Annotated in this window: 16 protein-coding genes; 9 read left to right on the forward strand and 7 right to left on the reverse strand. The window is 59.3% G+C overall.

The features are described from left to right. Position 1 precedes the first annotated feature (1 nt). The 5 genes from tusC to ACRRSD_RS04435 all read left to right on the forward strand — a co-directional run bounded on the left by tusC (position 2) and on the right by ACRRSD_RS04435 (position 3,077). Positions 2–358 carry a sulfurtransferase complex subunit TusC gene (tusC, locus tag ACRRSD_RS04415; protein ID WP_435037277.1) on the forward strand — a complete coding sequence of 119 codons (357 nt, stop codon included), beginning with the start codon at positions 2–4 and terminating at the stop codon, positions 356–358. After that, positions 358–651: a sulfurtransferase complex subunit TusB gene (gene tusB, locus ACRRSD_RS04420; protein WP_435037278.1), complete on the forward strand. Its 294-nt coding sequence runs from the start codon at positions 358–360 to the stop codon at positions 649–651. The genes tusC and tusB overlap by 1 nt, the downstream gene beginning before the upstream one ends. Continuing rightward, on the forward strand, positions 648–983 hold the full coding sequence (locus tag ACRRSD_RS04425) for a TusE/DsrC/DsvC family sulfur relay protein (RefSeq protein WP_102899345.1): 336 nt from the start codon (positions 648–650) through the stop codon (positions 981–983). Before tusB ends, ACRRSD_RS04425 begins: the two co-directional genes overlap by 4 nt. Beyond that, the gene (locus tag ACRRSD_RS04430) at positions 980–1,984 is read left to right on the forward strand and encodes a glycosyl transferase family protein (RefSeq protein WP_435037279.1); all 1,005 of its coding nucleotides are present in this window, start codon (positions 980–982) and stop codon (positions 1,982–1,984) included. Before ACRRSD_RS04425 ends, ACRRSD_RS04430 begins: the two co-directional genes overlap by 4 nt. Before the next feature lie 91 nt (positions 1,985–2,075). Further along, positions 2,076–3,077 carry a glutathione S-transferase family protein gene (locus ACRRSD_RS04435; protein WP_435037280.1) on the forward strand — a complete coding sequence of 334 codons (1,002 nt, stop codon included), beginning with the start codon at positions 2,076–2,078 and terminating at the stop codon, positions 3,075–3,077. A 117-nt stretch (positions 3,078–3,194) separates the two neighbouring features. Here the strand turns inward: ACRRSD_RS04435 and cysG are convergent, their stop codons facing one another. From cysG to ACRRSD_RS04465, 6 genes are all read right to left on the reverse strand, one after another. After that, on the reverse strand, positions 3,195–4,589 hold the full coding sequence (cysG, locus tag ACRRSD_RS04440; RefSeq protein WP_435037281.1) for a siroheme synthase CysG: 1,395 nt from the start codon (positions 4,587–4,589) through the stop codon (positions 3,195–3,197). Continuing rightward, the gene (gene serS / locus ACRRSD_RS04445) at positions 4,590–5,870 is read right to left on the reverse strand and encodes a serine--tRNA ligase (protein ID WP_038369693.1); all 1,281 of its coding nucleotides are present in this window, start codon (positions 5,868–5,870) and stop codon (positions 4,590–4,592) included. Positions 5,871–5,885: 15 nt separating this feature from the next. Then, on the reverse strand, positions 5,886–6,260 hold the full coding sequence (gene crcB / locus ACRRSD_RS04450; protein ID WP_095118232.1) for a fluoride efflux transporter CrcB: 375 nt from the start codon (positions 6,258–6,260) through the stop codon (positions 5,886–5,888). After that, positions 6,260–7,582: a replication-associated recombination protein A gene (locus ACRRSD_RS04455; protein WP_435037282.1), complete on the reverse strand. Its 1,323-nt coding sequence runs from the start codon at positions 7,580–7,582 to the stop codon at positions 6,260–6,262. The genes crcB and ACRRSD_RS04455 overlap by 1 nt, the downstream gene beginning before the upstream one ends. 148 nt (positions 7,583–7,730) lie before the next feature. Further along, positions 7,731–8,351 (reverse strand): outer membrane lipoprotein chaperone LolA, encoded by a 621-nt coding sequence (gene lolA / locus ACRRSD_RS04460; protein ID WP_127928929.1) that lies wholly within the window; start codon positions 8,349–8,351, stop codon positions 7,731–7,733. A 66-nt stretch (positions 8,352–8,417) separates the two neighbouring features. Continuing rightward, a complete protein-coding gene (locus ACRRSD_RS04465) occupies positions 8,418–10,826 on the reverse strand; it encodes a DNA translocase FtsK (RefSeq protein ID WP_034155142.1) in 2,409 nt (802 codons plus the stop codon). A 297-nt stretch (positions 10,827–11,123) separates the two neighbouring features. Between ACRRSD_RS04465 and trxB the strand changes: the two genes are divergently transcribed. The 4 genes from trxB to infA all read left to right on the forward strand — a co-directional run bounded on the left by trxB (position 11,124) and on the right by infA (position 13,923). Further along, positions 11,124–12,083, forward strand: a complete 960-nt coding sequence (gene trxB, locus ACRRSD_RS04470; RefSeq protein WP_435037283.1) for a thioredoxin-disulfide reductase — start codon at positions 11,124–11,126, stop codon at positions 12,081–12,083. A gap of 63 nt (positions 12,084–12,146) precedes the next feature. Further along, positions 12,147–12,827 carry a leucyl/phenylalanyl-tRNA--protein transferase gene (gene aat, locus ACRRSD_RS04475; RefSeq protein ID WP_435037284.1) on the forward strand — a complete coding sequence of 227 codons (681 nt, stop codon included), beginning with the start codon at positions 12,147–12,149 and terminating at the stop codon, positions 12,825–12,827. A gap of 57 nt (positions 12,828–12,884) precedes the next feature. After that, the gene (locus tag ACRRSD_RS04480) at positions 12,885–13,592 is read left to right on the forward strand and encodes an arginyltransferase (protein WP_007908064.1); all 708 of its coding nucleotides are present in this window, start codon (positions 12,885–12,887) and stop codon (positions 13,590–13,592) included. Between the two features lie 112 nt (positions 13,593–13,704). Continuing rightward, positions 13,705–13,923, forward strand: a complete 219-nt coding sequence (infA, locus tag ACRRSD_RS04485; RefSeq protein ID WP_002553999.1) for a translation initiation factor IF-1 — start codon at positions 13,705–13,707, stop codon at positions 13,921–13,923. 1,086 nt (positions 13,924–15,009) lie between these two features. Here infA and clpA read toward each other — a convergent pair. Further along, the gene (gene clpA / locus ACRRSD_RS04490) at positions 15,010–17,280 is read right to left on the reverse strand and encodes an ATP-dependent Clp protease ATP-binding subunit ClpA (protein ID WP_016987404.1); all 2,271 of its coding nucleotides are present in this window, start codon (positions 17,278–17,280) and stop codon (positions 15,010–15,012) included. Between the last annotated feature and the right edge of the window lie 22 nt (positions 17,281–17,302).

Raw genomic sequence — 17,302 nt, forward strand, 5'->3', positions numbered from 1 at the left:
GATGGCCAAGTCCCTGTTGATCATCAGCCGCCAGTCGCCGTGGTCAGGCCCTGCTGCCCGCGAAGCGCTGGATATCGTGCTGGCCGGTGGCGCGTTCGATCTGCCGATCGGCCTGTTGTTTCTCGATGATGGCGTGCTGCAACTCGCCGCCGGGCAGAACGCCAAGGTCCTGCAACAGAAAGACCTCAGCGCCAACCTGCAGGCGCTGCCAATGTTTGGTGTAGAAGAATTGTTCTATTGCGCCGACAGCGCCAGGACACGCGGTCTCGGCAATCTGTCGCTGGCCGAAGCGCAGCCGCTGGCCGCCGAACAAATCACCGCCCTTATTGACCGTTACGACCAGGTGATCACCCTCTGATGTCGACTTTGCATGTGTTGTCTCATTCCCCGTTCGGCGACGATCGCCTGACCAGTTGCCTGCGCCTGATCGGCAGCGCTGATGCCCTGCTGCTGTCCGGCGATGCCGTCTATGCATTGCAACCGGGCACAGCGCCACTCACCGATCTGCAAAGCCGCCAGATCAAACTGTGGGTTCTGGCCGAAGATGCACAGGCTCGCGCCATCAAAGTTCCGGAATGGGCCGAAGGCATCGATTACCCGGCCTTCGTCGAGCTGTCGATCCACCACGACAAGGTCAACAGCTGGCTATGAATTCCATGACCGTCGGCGCCCGCGCCATCGAACTGGACAAGGACGGCTTTCTCGTCGACCTGAGTGACTGGTCGGCAGACGTCGCCAGTGCCCTCGCTGCCGCCGAAGAGATCGAGTTGACCCCCGAGCACTGGGAAGTCCTCGAACTGCTGCGCAGCTTCTACGAGGAATTCCAGCTGTCCCCGGCCACCCGGCCGCTGATCAAGTACACCGCGTTGAAACTCGGCCCGGACAAAGGCAACAGCCTGCACCTGAACCGACTGTTCAAAGGCACCCCTGCCAAACTCGCCGCGAAACTGGCGGGCCTGCCCAAACCGACGAATTGCCTATGACCGACTTTCCAGCGCTGACCCTCGAAACGCCTGCCGAACACCCGTTCGCCCAATTCGTGCGCATTCTCGGCAAGGGCAAACGCGGTGCGCGCGACCTGACTCGCGAAGAAGCCCGGGAAGCCATGGGTATGGTGCTCGACGACAAGGTTGAGGACACTCAGCTCGGCGCGTTTTTGATGTTGCTACGACACAAGGAAGAAAGCGCCGAGGAAATGGCCGGTTTCACCGAAGCCCTGCGCGCACGTTTGCAGGCACCCACGTTGAACGTCGATCTGGACTGGCCGACTTACGCTGGCAAGAAGCGCCATCTGCCGTGGTATCTGCTGGCGGCCAAGTGTCTGGCACAGAACGGCGTGCGCATTTTCATGCACGGCGGCGGCGCGCACACGGCCGGGCGGATGTACAGCGAGCAACTGCTCGGCGACTTGAACATTCCGTTGTGCCGCAACTGGCAGCAGGTCGGCACGGCGCTGGATAACGGTGGCCTGGCGTTCATGCCGCTGGTTGACTGGGCGCCGCCACTGCAAAAGATGATCGACCTGCGCAACACCCTTGGCCTGCGTTCACCGATTCACTCCCTGGCGCGGATTCTCAATCCGCTGGGCGCGCGTTGCGGGCTGCAAAGTATTTTCCATCCTGGCTATCAGGCCGTGCACCGCGATGCCAGCGGCCTGCTCGGCGACACGGCGATTGTGGTCAAGGGTGATGGCGGCGAAATCGAGATCAACCCGGATGCCGACAGCCACCTCTACGGCACCACCGGCGGCGAGAGCTGGGACGAGGAATGGCCGCAGTTGTCAGCTCAGCGCCACGTCAAACCCGCAACCCTGGACGTTGAGCATCTGAAAGCCGTATGGCGTGGCGACGTGATCGACAGCTACCCACAAATGGCCTTGATTGCGACCATGGCTCTGGCCTTGCGCGGACTCGGCCAACAAAGCCGTGAGCAAGCCTTCGCCACCGCCGAGCAATACTGGGCCGCGCGGAACAAATCGATTTAACCGATCATTCACGCCCGATCTTTGCGCTTTTTGTTCGAACTCATCGGAATAGACTCGACTCCAACGATTATTGGTTTACGGAGTCTTGATCATGGGTTTACTCGTCGACGGCCACTGGCAAGACAAGTGGTACGAAAGCAGCAAGGACGGCGCGTTCCAGCGCGAACAGGCCAAGCGCCGCAATTGGGTCACCGCCAACGGCGAACCGGGCCCCAGCGGTGAAGGCGGTTTTGCCGCTGAAGCCGGGCGCTATCACCTCTACGTTTCCCTCGCCTGTCCATGGGCGCATCGCACGTTGATCCTGCGCAAGCTCAAAGGCCTGGAAAATCTGATCGACGTTTCGGTGGTCAGTTGGTTGATGCTGGAACACGGCTGGACCTTCGACACGGCGCTCGGCTCGACGGGCGACAAACTCGACGGCTTCGACTTCATGCACCAACGCTATACCGCCGACACGACCGATTACACCGGCCGCGTTACTGTGCCGGTGCTGTGGGACAAGAAGCTCAAACGCATCGTCAGCAATGAATCGGCGGAAATCATCCGCATGTTCAACAGCGCGTTTGATGATCTGACCGGCAATGATCTGGATTTCTACCCGGCGCCGTTACGCGGCGAGATCGATGCGCTGAACGAGCGAATCTATCCGGCGGTGAACAACGGCGTGTACCGCGCAGGCTTTGCGACGTCGCAACAGGCTTATGAAGAAGCGTTCGATGAGGTGTTTGCCGAACTCGATCACCTTGAAGGCGTTTTAAGCGCAAACCGCTATCTGAGCGGCGAATACCTCACTGAAGCTGACGTGCGCCTGTTCACTACGATCATCCGGTTTGACGCGGTGTATCACGGGCACTTCAAGTGCAACCTGCAGCGGATTGCCGATTACCCGAATCTGTCGAACTGGCTGCGTGAGGTGTATCAGTGGCCGGGGATTGCCGAGACGGTGGATTTTCAGCACATCAAGAATCACTACTACGGCAGTCACAAGACGATTAACCCGACGGGCATTGTGCCGAAGGGGCCGGAGCAGGATTTCGCCGTGGCGCATGATCGGACGCGGTTGAGCGGCAAAGGGGTTTGGCGCAGAGGCTGACATTTATAGGGTTTTGGAAGGCCTCTTCGCGAGCAAGCTCGCTCCCACATTGGATCTGTGTCGTTCACAAATCCCCGGTGGGAGCGAGCTTGCTCGCGAATGGGTCAACTCGGTTTTTCAGACCTGCGCCTGAGCCCCTTCGAACCACGCCAGTTTCTCGCGTAGTTGCACAACTTCTCCCACGATCACCAGTGTCGGCGCATGCACTTCATGCTCCGCCACCAATCGCGGCAGATCGGCCAGCGTGCCGGTAAAGACTCGCTGATTGACCGTGGTGCCCTGCTGAATCAATGCCGCCGGGGTATCGGCTGAACGACCATGCTTGATCAATTGTTCGCAGATAACCGGCAAGCCGACCAGGCCCATGTAAAACACCAGCGTCTGCGCCGGGGCGACAAGGTCGACCCATGGCAGATCAGTGGAACCGTCCTTCAAATGGCCGGTGACAAAGCGCACCGACTGCGCGTAATCACGGTGCGTCAGCGGAATCCCGGCATACGCCGCGCAACCACTGGCCGCCGTAATACCGGGCACCACCTGAAATGGAATGCCGTGAGCGGCCAGCTCTTCGATCTCTTCGCCGCCACGGCCGAAGATAAACGGATCACCGCCTTTCAACCGGACCACGCGTTTGCCGGCCTTGGCCAGATCGACCAGTTGCTGGTTGATCTGATCCTGCGGCACGGCGTGATCAGCACGACGTTTGCCGACATAAACCCGCTCGGCATCGCGACGGCACAGCTCAAGAATCGCAGGTGCAACCAAACGGTCGTAGAGCACCACGTCGGCTTGCTGCATCAGACGCAAAGCCTTGAACGTCAGCAGATCCGGATCGCCCGGGCCCGCGCCGACCAGATACACCTCACCGGTCGTGACCATGGCTTCACCATCGATCTTGGCTTGCAGCAGACGCTCGGCTTCAGCGCCCTGTCCGGCCAGTTGCCGGTCGGCAATCGGCCCCTGAAACACGTCTTCCCAGAAACCACGACGCTGCTGCACATCCGGAAACAGGCCTTTCACCTGATTGCGGAAACGCGCCGCCAGCCCGGCCAACTGACCGTAAGTCGAAGGAATCCAGGTTTCGATCTTGGCGCGAATCAACCGCGCCAGTACCGGTGCGTCACCGCCACTGGACACCGCAATGATCAGCGGCGAACGATCGACGATCGCCGGGAAGATCACGCTGCACAAGGCCGGCGCGTCGACCACGTTGACCGGCACGCAGCGCTTGTGAGCATCGGTGGAGACTTGTGCGTTGAGCGTCTCATCGTCGGTGGCGGCGATAATCAGCCCGCAACCGTCCAGATCCGCCTCAACGTAACCGCGTAACAGGCATTCACCACCAGAAGCGGTGACCAGCTCACGCAGTTGCGTTTCGACTTCAGGTGCGACCACCCGCAGCAGCGCACCGGCATCGGCCAGCAGGCGGGATTTGCGCAAGGCAATTTCCCCCCCACCGACGACCAACACACGACTGCCGCGCAGGTTGTGAAACAGCGGCAGATATTTCATTTAGCCGATGACCTCAAGGCCACCCATGTACGGCTTCAGCACGTCCGGCACACGGATCGAACCATCGGCCTGCTGGTAGTTTTCCAGCACGGCAACCAGCGTACGGCCAACAGCCAGACCCGAACCGTTCAAGGTGTGCACCAGCTCAGGCTTGCCTGTTTCCGGGTTGCGGAAACGCGCTTGCATACGACGCGCCTGGAAGTCTCCGCAGTTCGAGCACGAGGAGATTTCGCGGTACTTGTCCTGGCTCGGGATCCACACTTCGAGGTCGTAAGTCTTGACCGCGCTGAAGCCCATGTCGCCGGTGCACAGCGCCAGGGTGCGGTAAGGCAGACCGAGCAGTTGCAGAACTTTTTCGGCGTTGGCGGTCAGGCCCTCCAGCGCTTCCATCGATTGCGATGGCTCAACGATCTGGACCATTTCAACTTTGTCGAACTGGTGCTGACGGATCATGCCGCGAGTGTCGCGGCCCGATGCGCCGGCTTCGCTGCGGAAGCACGGGGTGTGCGCCACGAACTTGATCGGCAGCAGTTTCGAATCGACGATTTCGCCGGCAACGATGTTGGTCAGCGACACTTCGGCGGTCGGAATCAGGTACAGATCGGCTTCGCCTTCACGGGCGATCTTGAACAGGTCTTCTTCGAACTTCGGCAGTTGACCGGTGCCTTGCAGCGCCGGCGCCTGGACCAGATAAGGCGTGTAAGCCTCTTCGTAGCCGTGCTCGTTAACGTGCAGGTTGATCATGAACTGCGCCAGTGCGCGGTGCAGACGCGCGATCGGGCCACGCAGCAGGGCAAAACGGGCGCCGGACAGCTTGGCGGCGGTTTCGAAATCCAGCCAGCCGAACTTCTCGCCCAGCGCCACGTGGTCTTTCACTTCGAAATCGAAAGCGGTCGGCGTGCCCCAGCGGCGCACTTCAACGTTGTCGTCTTCGTCTTTGCCGACCGGCACGGATTCATGTGGCAGGTTCGGAATGCCGAGCAGGATCGAGTCCAGTTCGGTCTGGATCGCGTCCAGCTCGACTTTACCGGCACTCAGTTCGCCCGCCATGCGCTCGACGTCCGCCATCAACGGCGCGATGTCTTCGCCGCGTTGCTTGGCCTGACCGATGGATTTGGAACGCGCGTTACGCTCAGCCTGCAGTGCTTCGGTGCGGGTCTGGACGGTCTTGCGCTGTTCTTCCAGCGCTTCGATGCGCGCGGTATCCAGGGCAAAGCCACGGGAAGCCAGGCGGTCCGCTACGTCCTGAAGGTTGCTACGTAACAGTTTGGAATCGAGCATGTCGGTTTCTCGTTATCAAAGTTTGGTCAGAGACAGGCCAGCCCATGTCGCGAGCAGCCCGCCGAATACGCTGAGTGCCGCATAGCCCAGGGCCAGCAGCACTTGCCCGCTTTCCAGCAGGCGCACCGTATCCAGTGAAAAGGATGAAAAAGTCGTCAGCCCCCCGAGGAAGCCGACCATCAACCCGGCGCGTACCTCGATCGGCACTTCCGGGCGTATCAAAAACAGGCCGTACAACACGCCAATCAGCAGACAGCCCACGATATTAACGGCCAGCGTCGCGGTATAGAAGTGCCGCGGCCAATTGGCGTTGACCCAATTGCCGGTGGCGAAGCGCAACAAGGTGCCAGCGACACCGCCGACGGAGACCGCAACAATCAATGGAAGCACTATTTTCTCCGCTGCCGAGGGCTTAAACGGTCGAGTTGGGCGAGGTGGTTGAGCTTCTCGCCGATCTTCAATTCCAGGCCGCGCGGCACCGGTTGGTAGAACGGAATCGGTTCGAGCTCTTCCGGGAAATAGTCTTCGCCGGCAGCGTAGGCGTCCGGTTCGTCGTGGGCGTAGCGGTATTCGTCACCGTAGCCCAATTGTTTCATCAGTTTGGTTGGCGCATTGCGCAGGTGCAGCGGCACTTCCAGCGAGCCGTTCTCGGCAGCGGCACGCAGAGCGGTCTTGAAGCCCATGTACACCGCGTTGCTTTTCGGCGCGCAGGCCAGATAAGTAATGGCCTGGGCCACCGCCAACTCGCCTTCCGGGCTGCCGAGACGTTCCTGCACTTCCCACGCCGCGAGGCACAGGCTCAGCGCGCGCGGATCAGCATTGCCGATGTCTTCGCTGGCCATGCGCACCACACGCCGCGCCAGGTACAGCGGATCGCAACCACCGTCGATCATCCGCGCAAACCAGTACAGCGCGCCGTCAGGGTTGGAGCCGCGCACCGATTTGTGCAGCGCCGAGATCTGGTCGTAGAACGCTTCGCCACCCTTGTCGAAACGCCGACGCGTGTCGCCGAGCAGGCTTTGCAGCAGCTCGGTGCCGATTTCGCTGTTGTCTTCGGCCAGATCCGAGGCGTTTTCCAGCAGATTGAGCAAACGCCGGCCATCGCCATCGGCGGCCGACAGCAACATCTGGAAGCCTTCGTCGTTCAGCGTCAGATTGCGCTTACCCAGACCGCGCTCTTCAGTAAGTGCACGGTGCACCAGTTTGCGCAGCGCCGCTTCGTCGAGGCTTTTCAGCACGTAGACTCGCGCGCGCGACAACAGAGCGTTGTTGAGTTCGAACGAAGGGTTTTCGGTGGTGGCGCCGATGAAGATCAGCGTGCCGTCTTCAACGTACGGCAGGAATGCGTCCTGCTGGGATTTGTTGAAACGGTGCACTTCATCGACAAACAGAATCGTGCGCTTGCCGTACTGGCCGGCCTGCTGCTTGGCGATCTCGACGGCCTGACGGATTTCCTTGACCCCGGCGAGCACCGCCGAGACCGTTTCAAAATGCGCATCAGAGACTTCCGCAAGCAACCGCGCCAGCGTGGTTTTACCCACACCCGGCGGGCCCCAGAAGATCATCGAATGCAGGGCACCCTGCTCCAGCGCCTCACGCAGAGGCTTGCCGCGAGCAAGCACGTGCTCCTGACCGACGTACTCATCCAGATTGGCCGCACGCAAACGCGCGGCCAGTGGCTGGGCAATCGGTGCACTGCGAAACAGATCCATCACGTAGCGTTGAAACCTCTATTTGATCAAGTCGATCATTTGCCCTTGTGGGAGCGAGCCTGCTCGCGAAAGCGGTGTATCAGTCACTATTAATGCTGGATGAAATATCGCTTTCGCGAGCAGGCTCGCTCCCACAGGGGCTTTGGGTTTATTCTTGGATCACGTCCGCACCCTTGGGGATGTCGAACTTGAACTTGGACGGCGATACCGGTTCGTTGGCCTTGACCCCGGTAAACAGGATGTTGGTGCGCTGGCCGACACTGTCGATCAGTTGCATATCATTGAGCAGACCGTTGCGGAACGACAGACGGAGATTGTCGAACAGGGTGTCCTTTGTTTTCGGCTTCAAAGTGAAGTCGATCACACCGCCCGCCTCTTTCGCGCTGATGTCGAAGCTCTGGCTGATCTTTGACACATCACCGGACAGCAGCAGCGCCGGGGTCTGGGTCAGACGCTCATCAAGCTTCTTGATGGTCGCCTGTTCCAGATCCGGGTCCCACAGGGTGACCTTCTTGCCATCAGACACCATGGTCTGCTCGGCTGGCGCATTGGTGTGCCAGTAGAACAGGCCTGGACGCTGCAGGGTCATGTTGCCGGTGGTTTCCTGCAACTGCGTGCCGCTGCCGTCGAGGGTCAGCTGCGAGAAGTTCGCACTCAGGGTCTTGGATGTTTCCAGCAATTGGGTCAGACGCGCCACGTCCTTGTCATCGGCGTGGGCCGTGAGAGTGGTCAGCGCCAGTACTGGCAGCAACATGCGGATAAGACGCATGGGAGTCCTCTTGAATACTCGTTGGGAGAGCGGCGGCACATCATTGTCCCGCCTCTTGCTTTGGAATCAGTCGCGTACCGGGCCCGGGGCCAGGACTTCACGCGAACCGTTGGTGTTCATTGACGTGACGACCCCGGCCATTTCCATGGCTTCGATCATCCGTGCGGCGCGGTTGTAGCCGATCTTCAGCTTGCGCTGTACCGCGGAAATCGAGGCGCGACGGCTTTCGAGTACGAACTGTACCGCTTCGTCATACAGCGCGTCGGCTTCCGGATCATCGCCGTCGCCACCACCGCTGCTGCCTTCAAAACCGCTGCCGGCTTCTTCGACACCGTTGAGGATGTCGTCGTTGTATTCCGGTGCGCCGCGCAGTTTCCACGCTTCGACCACACGGTGTACCTCATCGTCGGATACGAATGCACCGTGAACCCGGATCGGCAGGCTGGTGCCCGGCGGCATGTAGAGCATGTCACCGTGGCCGAGCAGTTGTTCGGCGCCGCCCTGGTCGATGATGGTCCGCGAGTCGATCTTGCTCGACACCTGGAACGCCATACGGGTTGGAATGTTGGCCTTGATCAGACCGGTGATCACGTCCACCGACGGCCGCTGGGTTGCAAGGATCAAGTGAATACCGGCGGCACGCGCCTTCTGGGCGATACGGGCGATCAGTTCTTCAACTTTCTTGCCGACGATCATCATCATGTCGGCGAATTCGTCGACCACCACAACGATGGTCGGCAGCTTTTGCAGCAATGGCGCTTCGTCGTGGATGCTTTCGCGTTTGTACAGCGGGTCGCTCAACGGCTCGCCGGCGTCCTGGGCTTCCTTGACCTTGGCGTTGAAGCCAGAGAGGTTACGCACGCCCATCTTCGCCATCAGCTTGTAGCGGCGCTCCATCTCGGCAACGCTCCAGCGCAGGGCGTTGGCAGCGTCCTTCATGTCGGTCACGACCGGGCACAGCAAATGCGGAATGCCTTCGTAGATCGACAGTTCCAGCATTTTCGGGTCGATCATGATCAGCTTGGCGTCTTCCGGGCCGGACTTGAACAGGATCGACAGGATCATCGCGTTCACACCCACCGACTTACCGGAACCGGTGGTACCAGCCACCAGCAAGTGCGGCATCTTCGCCAGGTCGGTGATGACCGGTTTGCCGCCGATGTCATGACCGAGTGCCAGGGTGACCGGCGATTTGAAATTATCGTACTCAGGCGTCGACAGCACTTCGGAGAAGCGCACGATCTGCCGGTCTTCGTTGGGGATCTCGATACCGACGGTGGTCTTGCCGGGAATCACCTCGACCACCCGCACACTGGTCACCGCCAGAGAACGCGCAAGGTCTTTGGCGAGGTTGGCGATGCGGCTGACTTTTACGCCGGCGGCAGGCTGAATTTCGTAACGGGTAATCACCGGGCCCGGGTGGATCGAATCCACCGTGACCTCGACACCGAACTCCTTGAGCTTGATCTCCAGCAAGTGGCCGACCGCCGCCAGGGATTCCGGTGAGTAATTGAGTTGTTTCTTTTCTGCAGGATCGAGAATCGAGATCGGCGGCAAGGTGCCTTCCACGGCGCTGTCGACGAACAACGGCACCTGTTTCTCTTTCTGCACGCGCTTGCTTGGCTCAGGCGCCTTGGCCGGGGCCGGGGCGATAACCGGCGGCACTTGTTTCTCGCGATCGGACATGTGCTTGCTCAGGGCTTGCTCACGTTCGATCAGGCGTTCTTTGACTTTGGCCTGCTCGCGCTTGTCGGTGACCGTCGGAGCGACCACGTCATGCACGCGATCGTCGACTTCACGCAGTTGCGCGACCAGTTGCTTGCGTTCGGTACGCGCCGACCACCAGCGGTTGAGGGCGCCCTGGAACAGTTCGAATAGATCGAGGGTGATCTTGCCGGTGATGTCCATCACCTTGAACCACGACAGGTCAGTGAACACCGTCAGGCCAAACAGGAACAGAGCAATGAACAACAGCGTGCTGCCCTGAATGTTCAACGCGTTCTTCGCCAGATTGCCGAGGCTTTCGCCCAGCGCGCCGCCCGCACCTGCCGGCAGACCCGACGCTGCGTGGAAATGCAGATGCGCCAGCGCCGCGCCGGAAAGTACCAGGAACACCAGACCGATCAGACGCCAGGAGAACAGCCAGCCGCTCCATTGCCACGGCTCGTGGCGCTGGCGGAAGATCTGATAGGCCTTGATCGCCAGCAGCAACGGGAAGATGTATGCGAAGTAACCGAGCACCATGAACAGGATGTCGGCGCTGTACGAGCCCGCCGGGCCGCCGAAATTCTGTACATCGTCGATCTTGCTGTTGTGGCTCCAGCCTGGATCGTCCTTGCCGTAGGTCAGCAAAGCCATCATCAGGAACAGGCACAAGGCACCGATGGCGATCAATGCACCTTCCTTGAGCCGGTAGTGCAACTGTTGGCGCCAGAGCGGAACGACTGTTTTTGGTGCTTCGGTGGATTTCTTCAAAACGCTTCTTTTCCTGCGCCCGAGGCGCGTCCATCTATTGAATGACGATAAAAAACTGCCCAATCCAGGCAGGTAAAAAAGTGAACGAGCGCAACTGAGACTACTTTTAACACTGCGTCGCGCTTTTTATAAACACAACGCACCGCGAATATTCTGTAACAGCCAGGCATTGTACGGGTTTGTGCGTCTGATGCCATGCTTCAAGCCTCAGGACTGAGCATAGTCAAGCACACAGAACCCGCGACTCAATTTGAGCATGCATTACCTTTTGTGACAAAGGCTTATGAGGTGTATTTGATGAACGTAGCGAAGCATTCACGCCTGATCATCCTCGGCTCCGGTCCGGCCGGTTACAGCGCCGCCGTGTATGCCGCTCGCGCCAACCTCAAACCCGTGGTCATTACCGGCTTGCAGGCAGGTGGCCAGCTCACCACCACCGTTGAAGTCGACAACTGGCCCGGTGACGTCGAAGGCCTTACCGGCCCGGTGCTGATGGAACGCATGCAGAAGCACGCCGAACGCTTTGCCACAGAGATCGTTTACGACCACATCCACACCGCCAAGTTGCAGCAGCGACCGTTCGAGCTCACTGGCGACAGCGGCACTTACACCTGCGATGCGCTGATCATTGCTACAGGCGCCTCGGCGCAATACCTGGGCCTGCCCTCGGAAGAAGCCTTTGCCGGTCGAGGTGTTTCTGCTTGTGCGACCTGTGACGGCTTTTTCTATCGCAATCAGGTGGTCGCGGTCGTGGGCGGCGGCAATACCGCCGTCGAGGAAGCACTGTACCTGTCGAACATCGCCAAGGAGGTACACCTGATCCACCGCCGCGACAAACTGCGTTCGGAGAAAATCCTACAGGACAAACTGTTCGAGAAAGCCGCGAACGGCAATGTGCGCCTGCACTGGAATCAGAATCTCGACGAAGTGCTGGGCGATGCCAGCGGCGTCACCGGCGCGCGATTGCGTGACAGCCACACGGGTGAAACCGCTGAACTGGCGCTGGCCGGCGTGTTCATCGCCATCGGCCACAAACCCAACACCGACCTGTTTCAAGGGCAACTGCCGATGCGCGACGGTTACTTGCAGGTAAAGGGTGGCAGCGACGGCGACGCGACCTCCACCGGGATTCCCGGGGTGTTTGCCGCCGGTGATGTAGCCGACCACGTTTACCGCCAGGCGGTGACGTCGGCGGGCGCCGGCTGCATGGCCGCACTCGATGCCGAGAAGTATCTGGACGACATTCCGGTCATTTAACGGCACACTTTATCGCGGGCCAGACAACCCGCACCGCCCTCCCCTTCTGCAAGCCTGGATGCCATGCTGACTTGGTTACAACGTAATTCCCTGACTTTTCCACCACTGGAAAAGGCCATGCGCGACCCCAACGGACTGCTCGCCGCAGGTGGCGATCTGTCGGCCGATCGACTGATTCAGGCTTATCACCATGGCTGTTTTCCATGGTTTTCCGAAGGCCAGCCGATTCTCTGGTGGTCGCCGGATCCGCGCACGGTGTTGTTTCCCGACGAACTGCATGTCTCGCGCAGCCTTGGCAAACTGCTGCGCCAGGAACGCTACCAAGTGACCTTCGATCGAGACTTCGACGCTGTGATCCGCGCCTGCGCCGCGCCACGGGATTACGCCGACGGCACCTGGATCACCGAAGCCATGCAGGACGCTTACGTTGAACTGCATCGTCGCGGCTTCGCGCATTCGGTGGAGGTCTGGGATCAGGGCGAACTGGTCGGCGGCCTGTACGGCCTGGCGATGGGCCAACTGTTTTTCGGCGAATCGATGTTCAGCCGCGCCGACAATGCCTCGAAATTCGGCTTTGCCACCCTGGTGCGCCATCTGAAAGACTCGGGATTCGTGCTGATCGATTGCCAGATGCCGACCGATCATCTGCACAGCCTCGGCGCGCGGGCGATTCCTCGTCAGCAATTCGCCGACTATCTGGCAAATCACCTGGATCAACCCAATCGTGCCACCTGGGTTTGCTGAGCGACTTTTGCGCGCGTGGCTTACACTTAATTCACCAGCTTATCCCGAGGGTTGATCATGACCGAGTTGGCGCGCTTGAAGTTCTATGCCACTCAGCCTCACTCTTGCAGTTATCTGCCCGAGGAGCAGGCCACGACCCTGTTCCTCGATCCGAGCCAGCCCATGGATGTGCATGTCTACGCAGACCTGTCGGAAATGGGCTTTCGTCGCAGCGGCGATCATCTGTACCGCCCGCATTGCCAGAACTGCAATGCGTGCGTGCCTGCGCGCATTCCGGTGGCGCAGTTCACACCCAATCGTCAGCAGAAGCGGATTTTCAAACGCAACACGGATTTGCAGGTGCGCCCGGCCAAACCGCAGTTCAGCGAAGAATATTTCGATCTGTACCAGCGTTATATCGAACAACGTCACGCCGACGGCGACATGTACCCGCCGAGCCGTGATCAATTCTCGACTTTTCTGGTACGCGATCTGCCCTTCTCGCGATTTTACGAATTCCGACTCGACGGACGGTTGCTCGCCGTGGCGGTGACCGATTTACTGCCGAACGGGTTGTCAGCGGTGTACACCTTCTACGAACCTGCCGAAGAACGCCGTAGTCTTGGCCGATTTGCCATCCTCTGGCAAATCGCCGAGGCACAGCGTCTCGGGCTTGAAGCGGTGTACCTCGGTTACTGGATCAAGAACTGCAAAAAGATGAACTACAAGACGCAATATCGCCCCATCGAATTGCTGATTAATCAGCGCTGGGTCATCCTCAACTAAACCCAAGCCGTAAACCCCTTGGCGTAAACCCCATTTTTCGGGCACAATGCACGCCGCTTTTGCCTGGCGCAGTTGCACCGGGCCATTCATTGGATACCGAGGGCTTTACTGCATGTCGAAAGAAGACAGCTTCGAAATGGAAGGCACTGTCGTCGACACCCTGCCCAACACCATGTTTCGTGTGGAGTTGGAAAATGGGCACGTCGTAACCGCGCATATTTCCGGCAAGATGCGCAAGAACTACATTCGTATTCTTACCGGTGACAAAGTGCGCGTCGAGCTGACGCCCTATGACTTGAGCAAAGGGCGCATCACTTACCGCGCTCGTTAATCAAGTCAATACAGAACGCCCGGTTTATGCCGGGCGTTTTTGTTTGTCTGCGTTTTGGGGTTTGGGGTTTGGGGTTTGGGGGCATATCCGTTTTCTCGGGTGCTGCCGCTGGCGGTTTCGCTCTTACAGCGAGTCCCTTTTTCAAACGCCAAAAAGGAACCAAAAGGCTTTGCCCCTGGCGTACGGCCCGCTCGCTGGGGCTCGGGGTTCCCGAGCTACGGTGTCCATCCGGGGGCATCGCCTACGGTTTGCTTCGCTGCACCTCCTCTCGATGAATGCGGCTTCGCCGCACGGCGCTGCGCGCCTACCCCCGGATGAACACCTTCGCTCGGCCTGCCGAAGGGGCAAAAAATCAAAAACCAAAGCAAGATCAAGAGCCAGATCAAGAGCCCCTCACCCTAGCCCTCTCCCGGAGGGAGAGGGGACTGATCGCGGTGTTTGGGAGAGCTGCGCCGACGTGCGATACCGCGTTGAACTCAGGTTTTGAAAAACACACAAATCGGCCCCTCTCCCTCCACTCCGGGATATAGAGAGGACTGACCAGGGTGTTTGGGAGAGCTACGCCGACGTGCGATATCGAGTCGAACTCAGATTCTGAAAGGCCCACAAATCGGCTCCCCCTCCTCGGGGAGAGGGCTGGGCGGGCGGCGTTCCGATGAGGGGTGAATCCACCACAAAACCAAAGCCGAACACCCGCTCTTCACCACTCAATAGGCCGAGTGCCAGCTCGCCTGCTCTTGATCTTGATCCACGGGCGACGTCGGAAGGCTGAGTGGAGGGATTGATCCGGGCGTGGGAGCGCAGCGACCGTTTGGCGCAGCCAAACACAGCGGGAGGAGGTGCAGCGAAGCAAACCGTAGACGCTGCGCCCGGATCGATCCCGCAGCGAAGGGACCCCGAGCCCCAGCGAGCGGGCCGCACGTAGGAGCAAGCGTTTTTTGCTTACTTTTTTTGGCGTTTGAAAAAAAGTGAGTCGCCGTAAGGGCGAAACCGTAATAAGCCATCACCGCAGCAACGGATATTCACACAAAAACACCAGACAACAAAAAGGCGCCCGAAGGCGCCTTCCCAATCAACATCAAGCCGTCAGGCCATCTCAGCAGTGGTCTCGAAGTCAAACGTCAACTCACCATCCTTGATGTCGATGTGCACCACACCGCCATGCTCGGCCAGCTCGCCAAACAGAATCTCCTCCGCCAACGGACGCTTGATCTTGTCCTGGATCAGACGCGCCATCGGACGTGCGCCCATTGCCGAGTCATAACCTCCCGCCGCCAGCCAGCTACGCGCGGCATCAGTGACCTCAAGCAGCACACGCTTGTCTTCCAACTGCGCCTGAAGCTCGGTAAGGAACTTGTCCACCACACTTTTGATGACCTCATGACTGAGGCGACCAAACTGGATAATGGTGTCCAGACGGTTACGGAACTCCGGCGTGAAGCTCTTCTTGATCACTTCCATCGCATCAGACGAGTGGTCCTGATGGGTGAAACCGATCGAAGCCCGAGCAGCCGTTTCGGCACCGGCGTTAGTGGTCATGATCACAATCACGTTGCGGAAGTCAGCCTTGCGCCCGTTGTTGTCGGTCAGCGTACCGTGGTCCATCACCTGCAGCAGCAGGTTGAAGACTTCCGGGTGCGCCTTCTCGATTTCATCGAGCAGCAATACGCAGTGCGGCTGCTTGGTGATCGCTTCGGTCAACAGGCCGCCCTGGTCGAAACCGACATAACCTGGAGGCGCACCGATCAGACGCGAGACGGTGTGACGTTCCATGTACTCGGACATGTCGAAGCGCACCAGCTCGATCCCCAACGCCTTGGCCAGTTGCCGCGCAGCCTCGGTTTTACCAACACCGGTCGGACCTGCGAACAGGAACGAACCGACTGGCTTGTCAGGCGACTTAAGACCCGCACGCGATAGTTTGATCGCAGTCGACAGCGAATCGATCGCCGCGTCCTGACCAAACACCGTCAGCTTCAGATCACGTTCCAGGTTGCGCAGCAGCTCCTTGTCGGAACTGGTGACGTGTTTAGGTGGAATCCGCGCGATTTTCGCGACAATGTCTTCAACCTGCGGCACTTCAATGCGCTTCACACGTTTTTCGACCGGTTGCAGACGCTGGTAGGCGCCCGCCTCGTCGATCACGTCGATGGCCTTGTCCGGCATATGCCGGTCATTGATGTAGCGCGACGCCAGTTCAGCAGCGGCACGCAACGACTCATCGCTGTACTCGATGTTGTGGTGCTGCTCGAAACGCCCTTTCAGGCCGCGCAGGATGCCGATGGTGTCTTCCACCGACGGCTCGACGACATCGACCTTCTGAAAGCGACGCGCCAAGGCACGATCCTTCTCGAAGATGCCACGGAATTCCTGGAACGTGGTTGAGCCGATGCAGCGAATGTCGCCAGACGACAGCAGCGGTTTGAGCAGATTCGAAGCGTCCATCACGCCACCGGACGCAGCGCCGGCACCGATGATGGTGTGGATCTCATCGATAAACAGAATCGCCTGCGGACGTTTTTTCAGTTCATTGAGCAACGCCTTGAAGCGCTTCTCGAAATCACCGCGATACTTGGTGCCCGCGAGCAGAGCACCGAGGTCAAGAGAGTAAACAACGCTGTTGGCCAACAGATCCGGCACCTGGTTGTCGACAATGCGCTTGGCCAGGCCTTCGGCAATCGCGGTTTTACCCACGCCTGCTTCGCCAACCAGCAGCGGATTATTTTTACGCCGGCGCGCGAGAATCTGCGCGACACGCTCGACTTCCGACTCACGGCCGACCAGCGGATCTATTCGACCCTGACGCGCGAGTTCGTTGAGGTTGCTGGCATAAGCATCCAGAGGATTGCCTGAAGAAGAAGACTCACCGCCCTCGTCGTCCTGCATATCTTGTTCACCTTCAGAGTGATCGCCATGCCCCGGCACTTTCGAGATGCCGTGTGCGATGTAGTTGACGACATCAATGCGCGCAACGCTCTGCTGTTTCAGCAGGAACACTGCCTGACTCTCTTGCTCACTGAAGATTGCAACCAGCACGTTGGCGCCAGTCACTTCGCGTTTGCCCGAGCTCTGTACGTGGAAAACAGCACGTTGCAGTACACGCTGGAAGCCCAGGGTTGGCTGGGTTTCACGATCTTCGTCATGAACGGGGATCAATGGCGTGGTGGAGTCGATGAACTCCTGCAGGTCATGCTTGAGTTTGTCGAGGTTTGCGCCGCAGGCACGCAAAACGGTGGCGGCAGCCTCATTGTCCAATAGGGCCAGCAAAAGGTGTTCGACGGTCATGAATTCATGACGTTTCGAACGAGCCTCCTTGAAGGCTAGATTGAGGGTGACTTCGAGCTCGCGGTTTAACATAGCTTCACCTCATACCCAAGTG

Source organism: Pseudomonas neuropathica, from assembly GCF_051174785.1.
GTDB classification, from domain to species: domain Bacteria; phylum Pseudomonadota; class Gammaproteobacteria; order Pseudomonadales; family Pseudomonadaceae; genus Aquipseudomonas; species Aquipseudomonas neuropathica_A.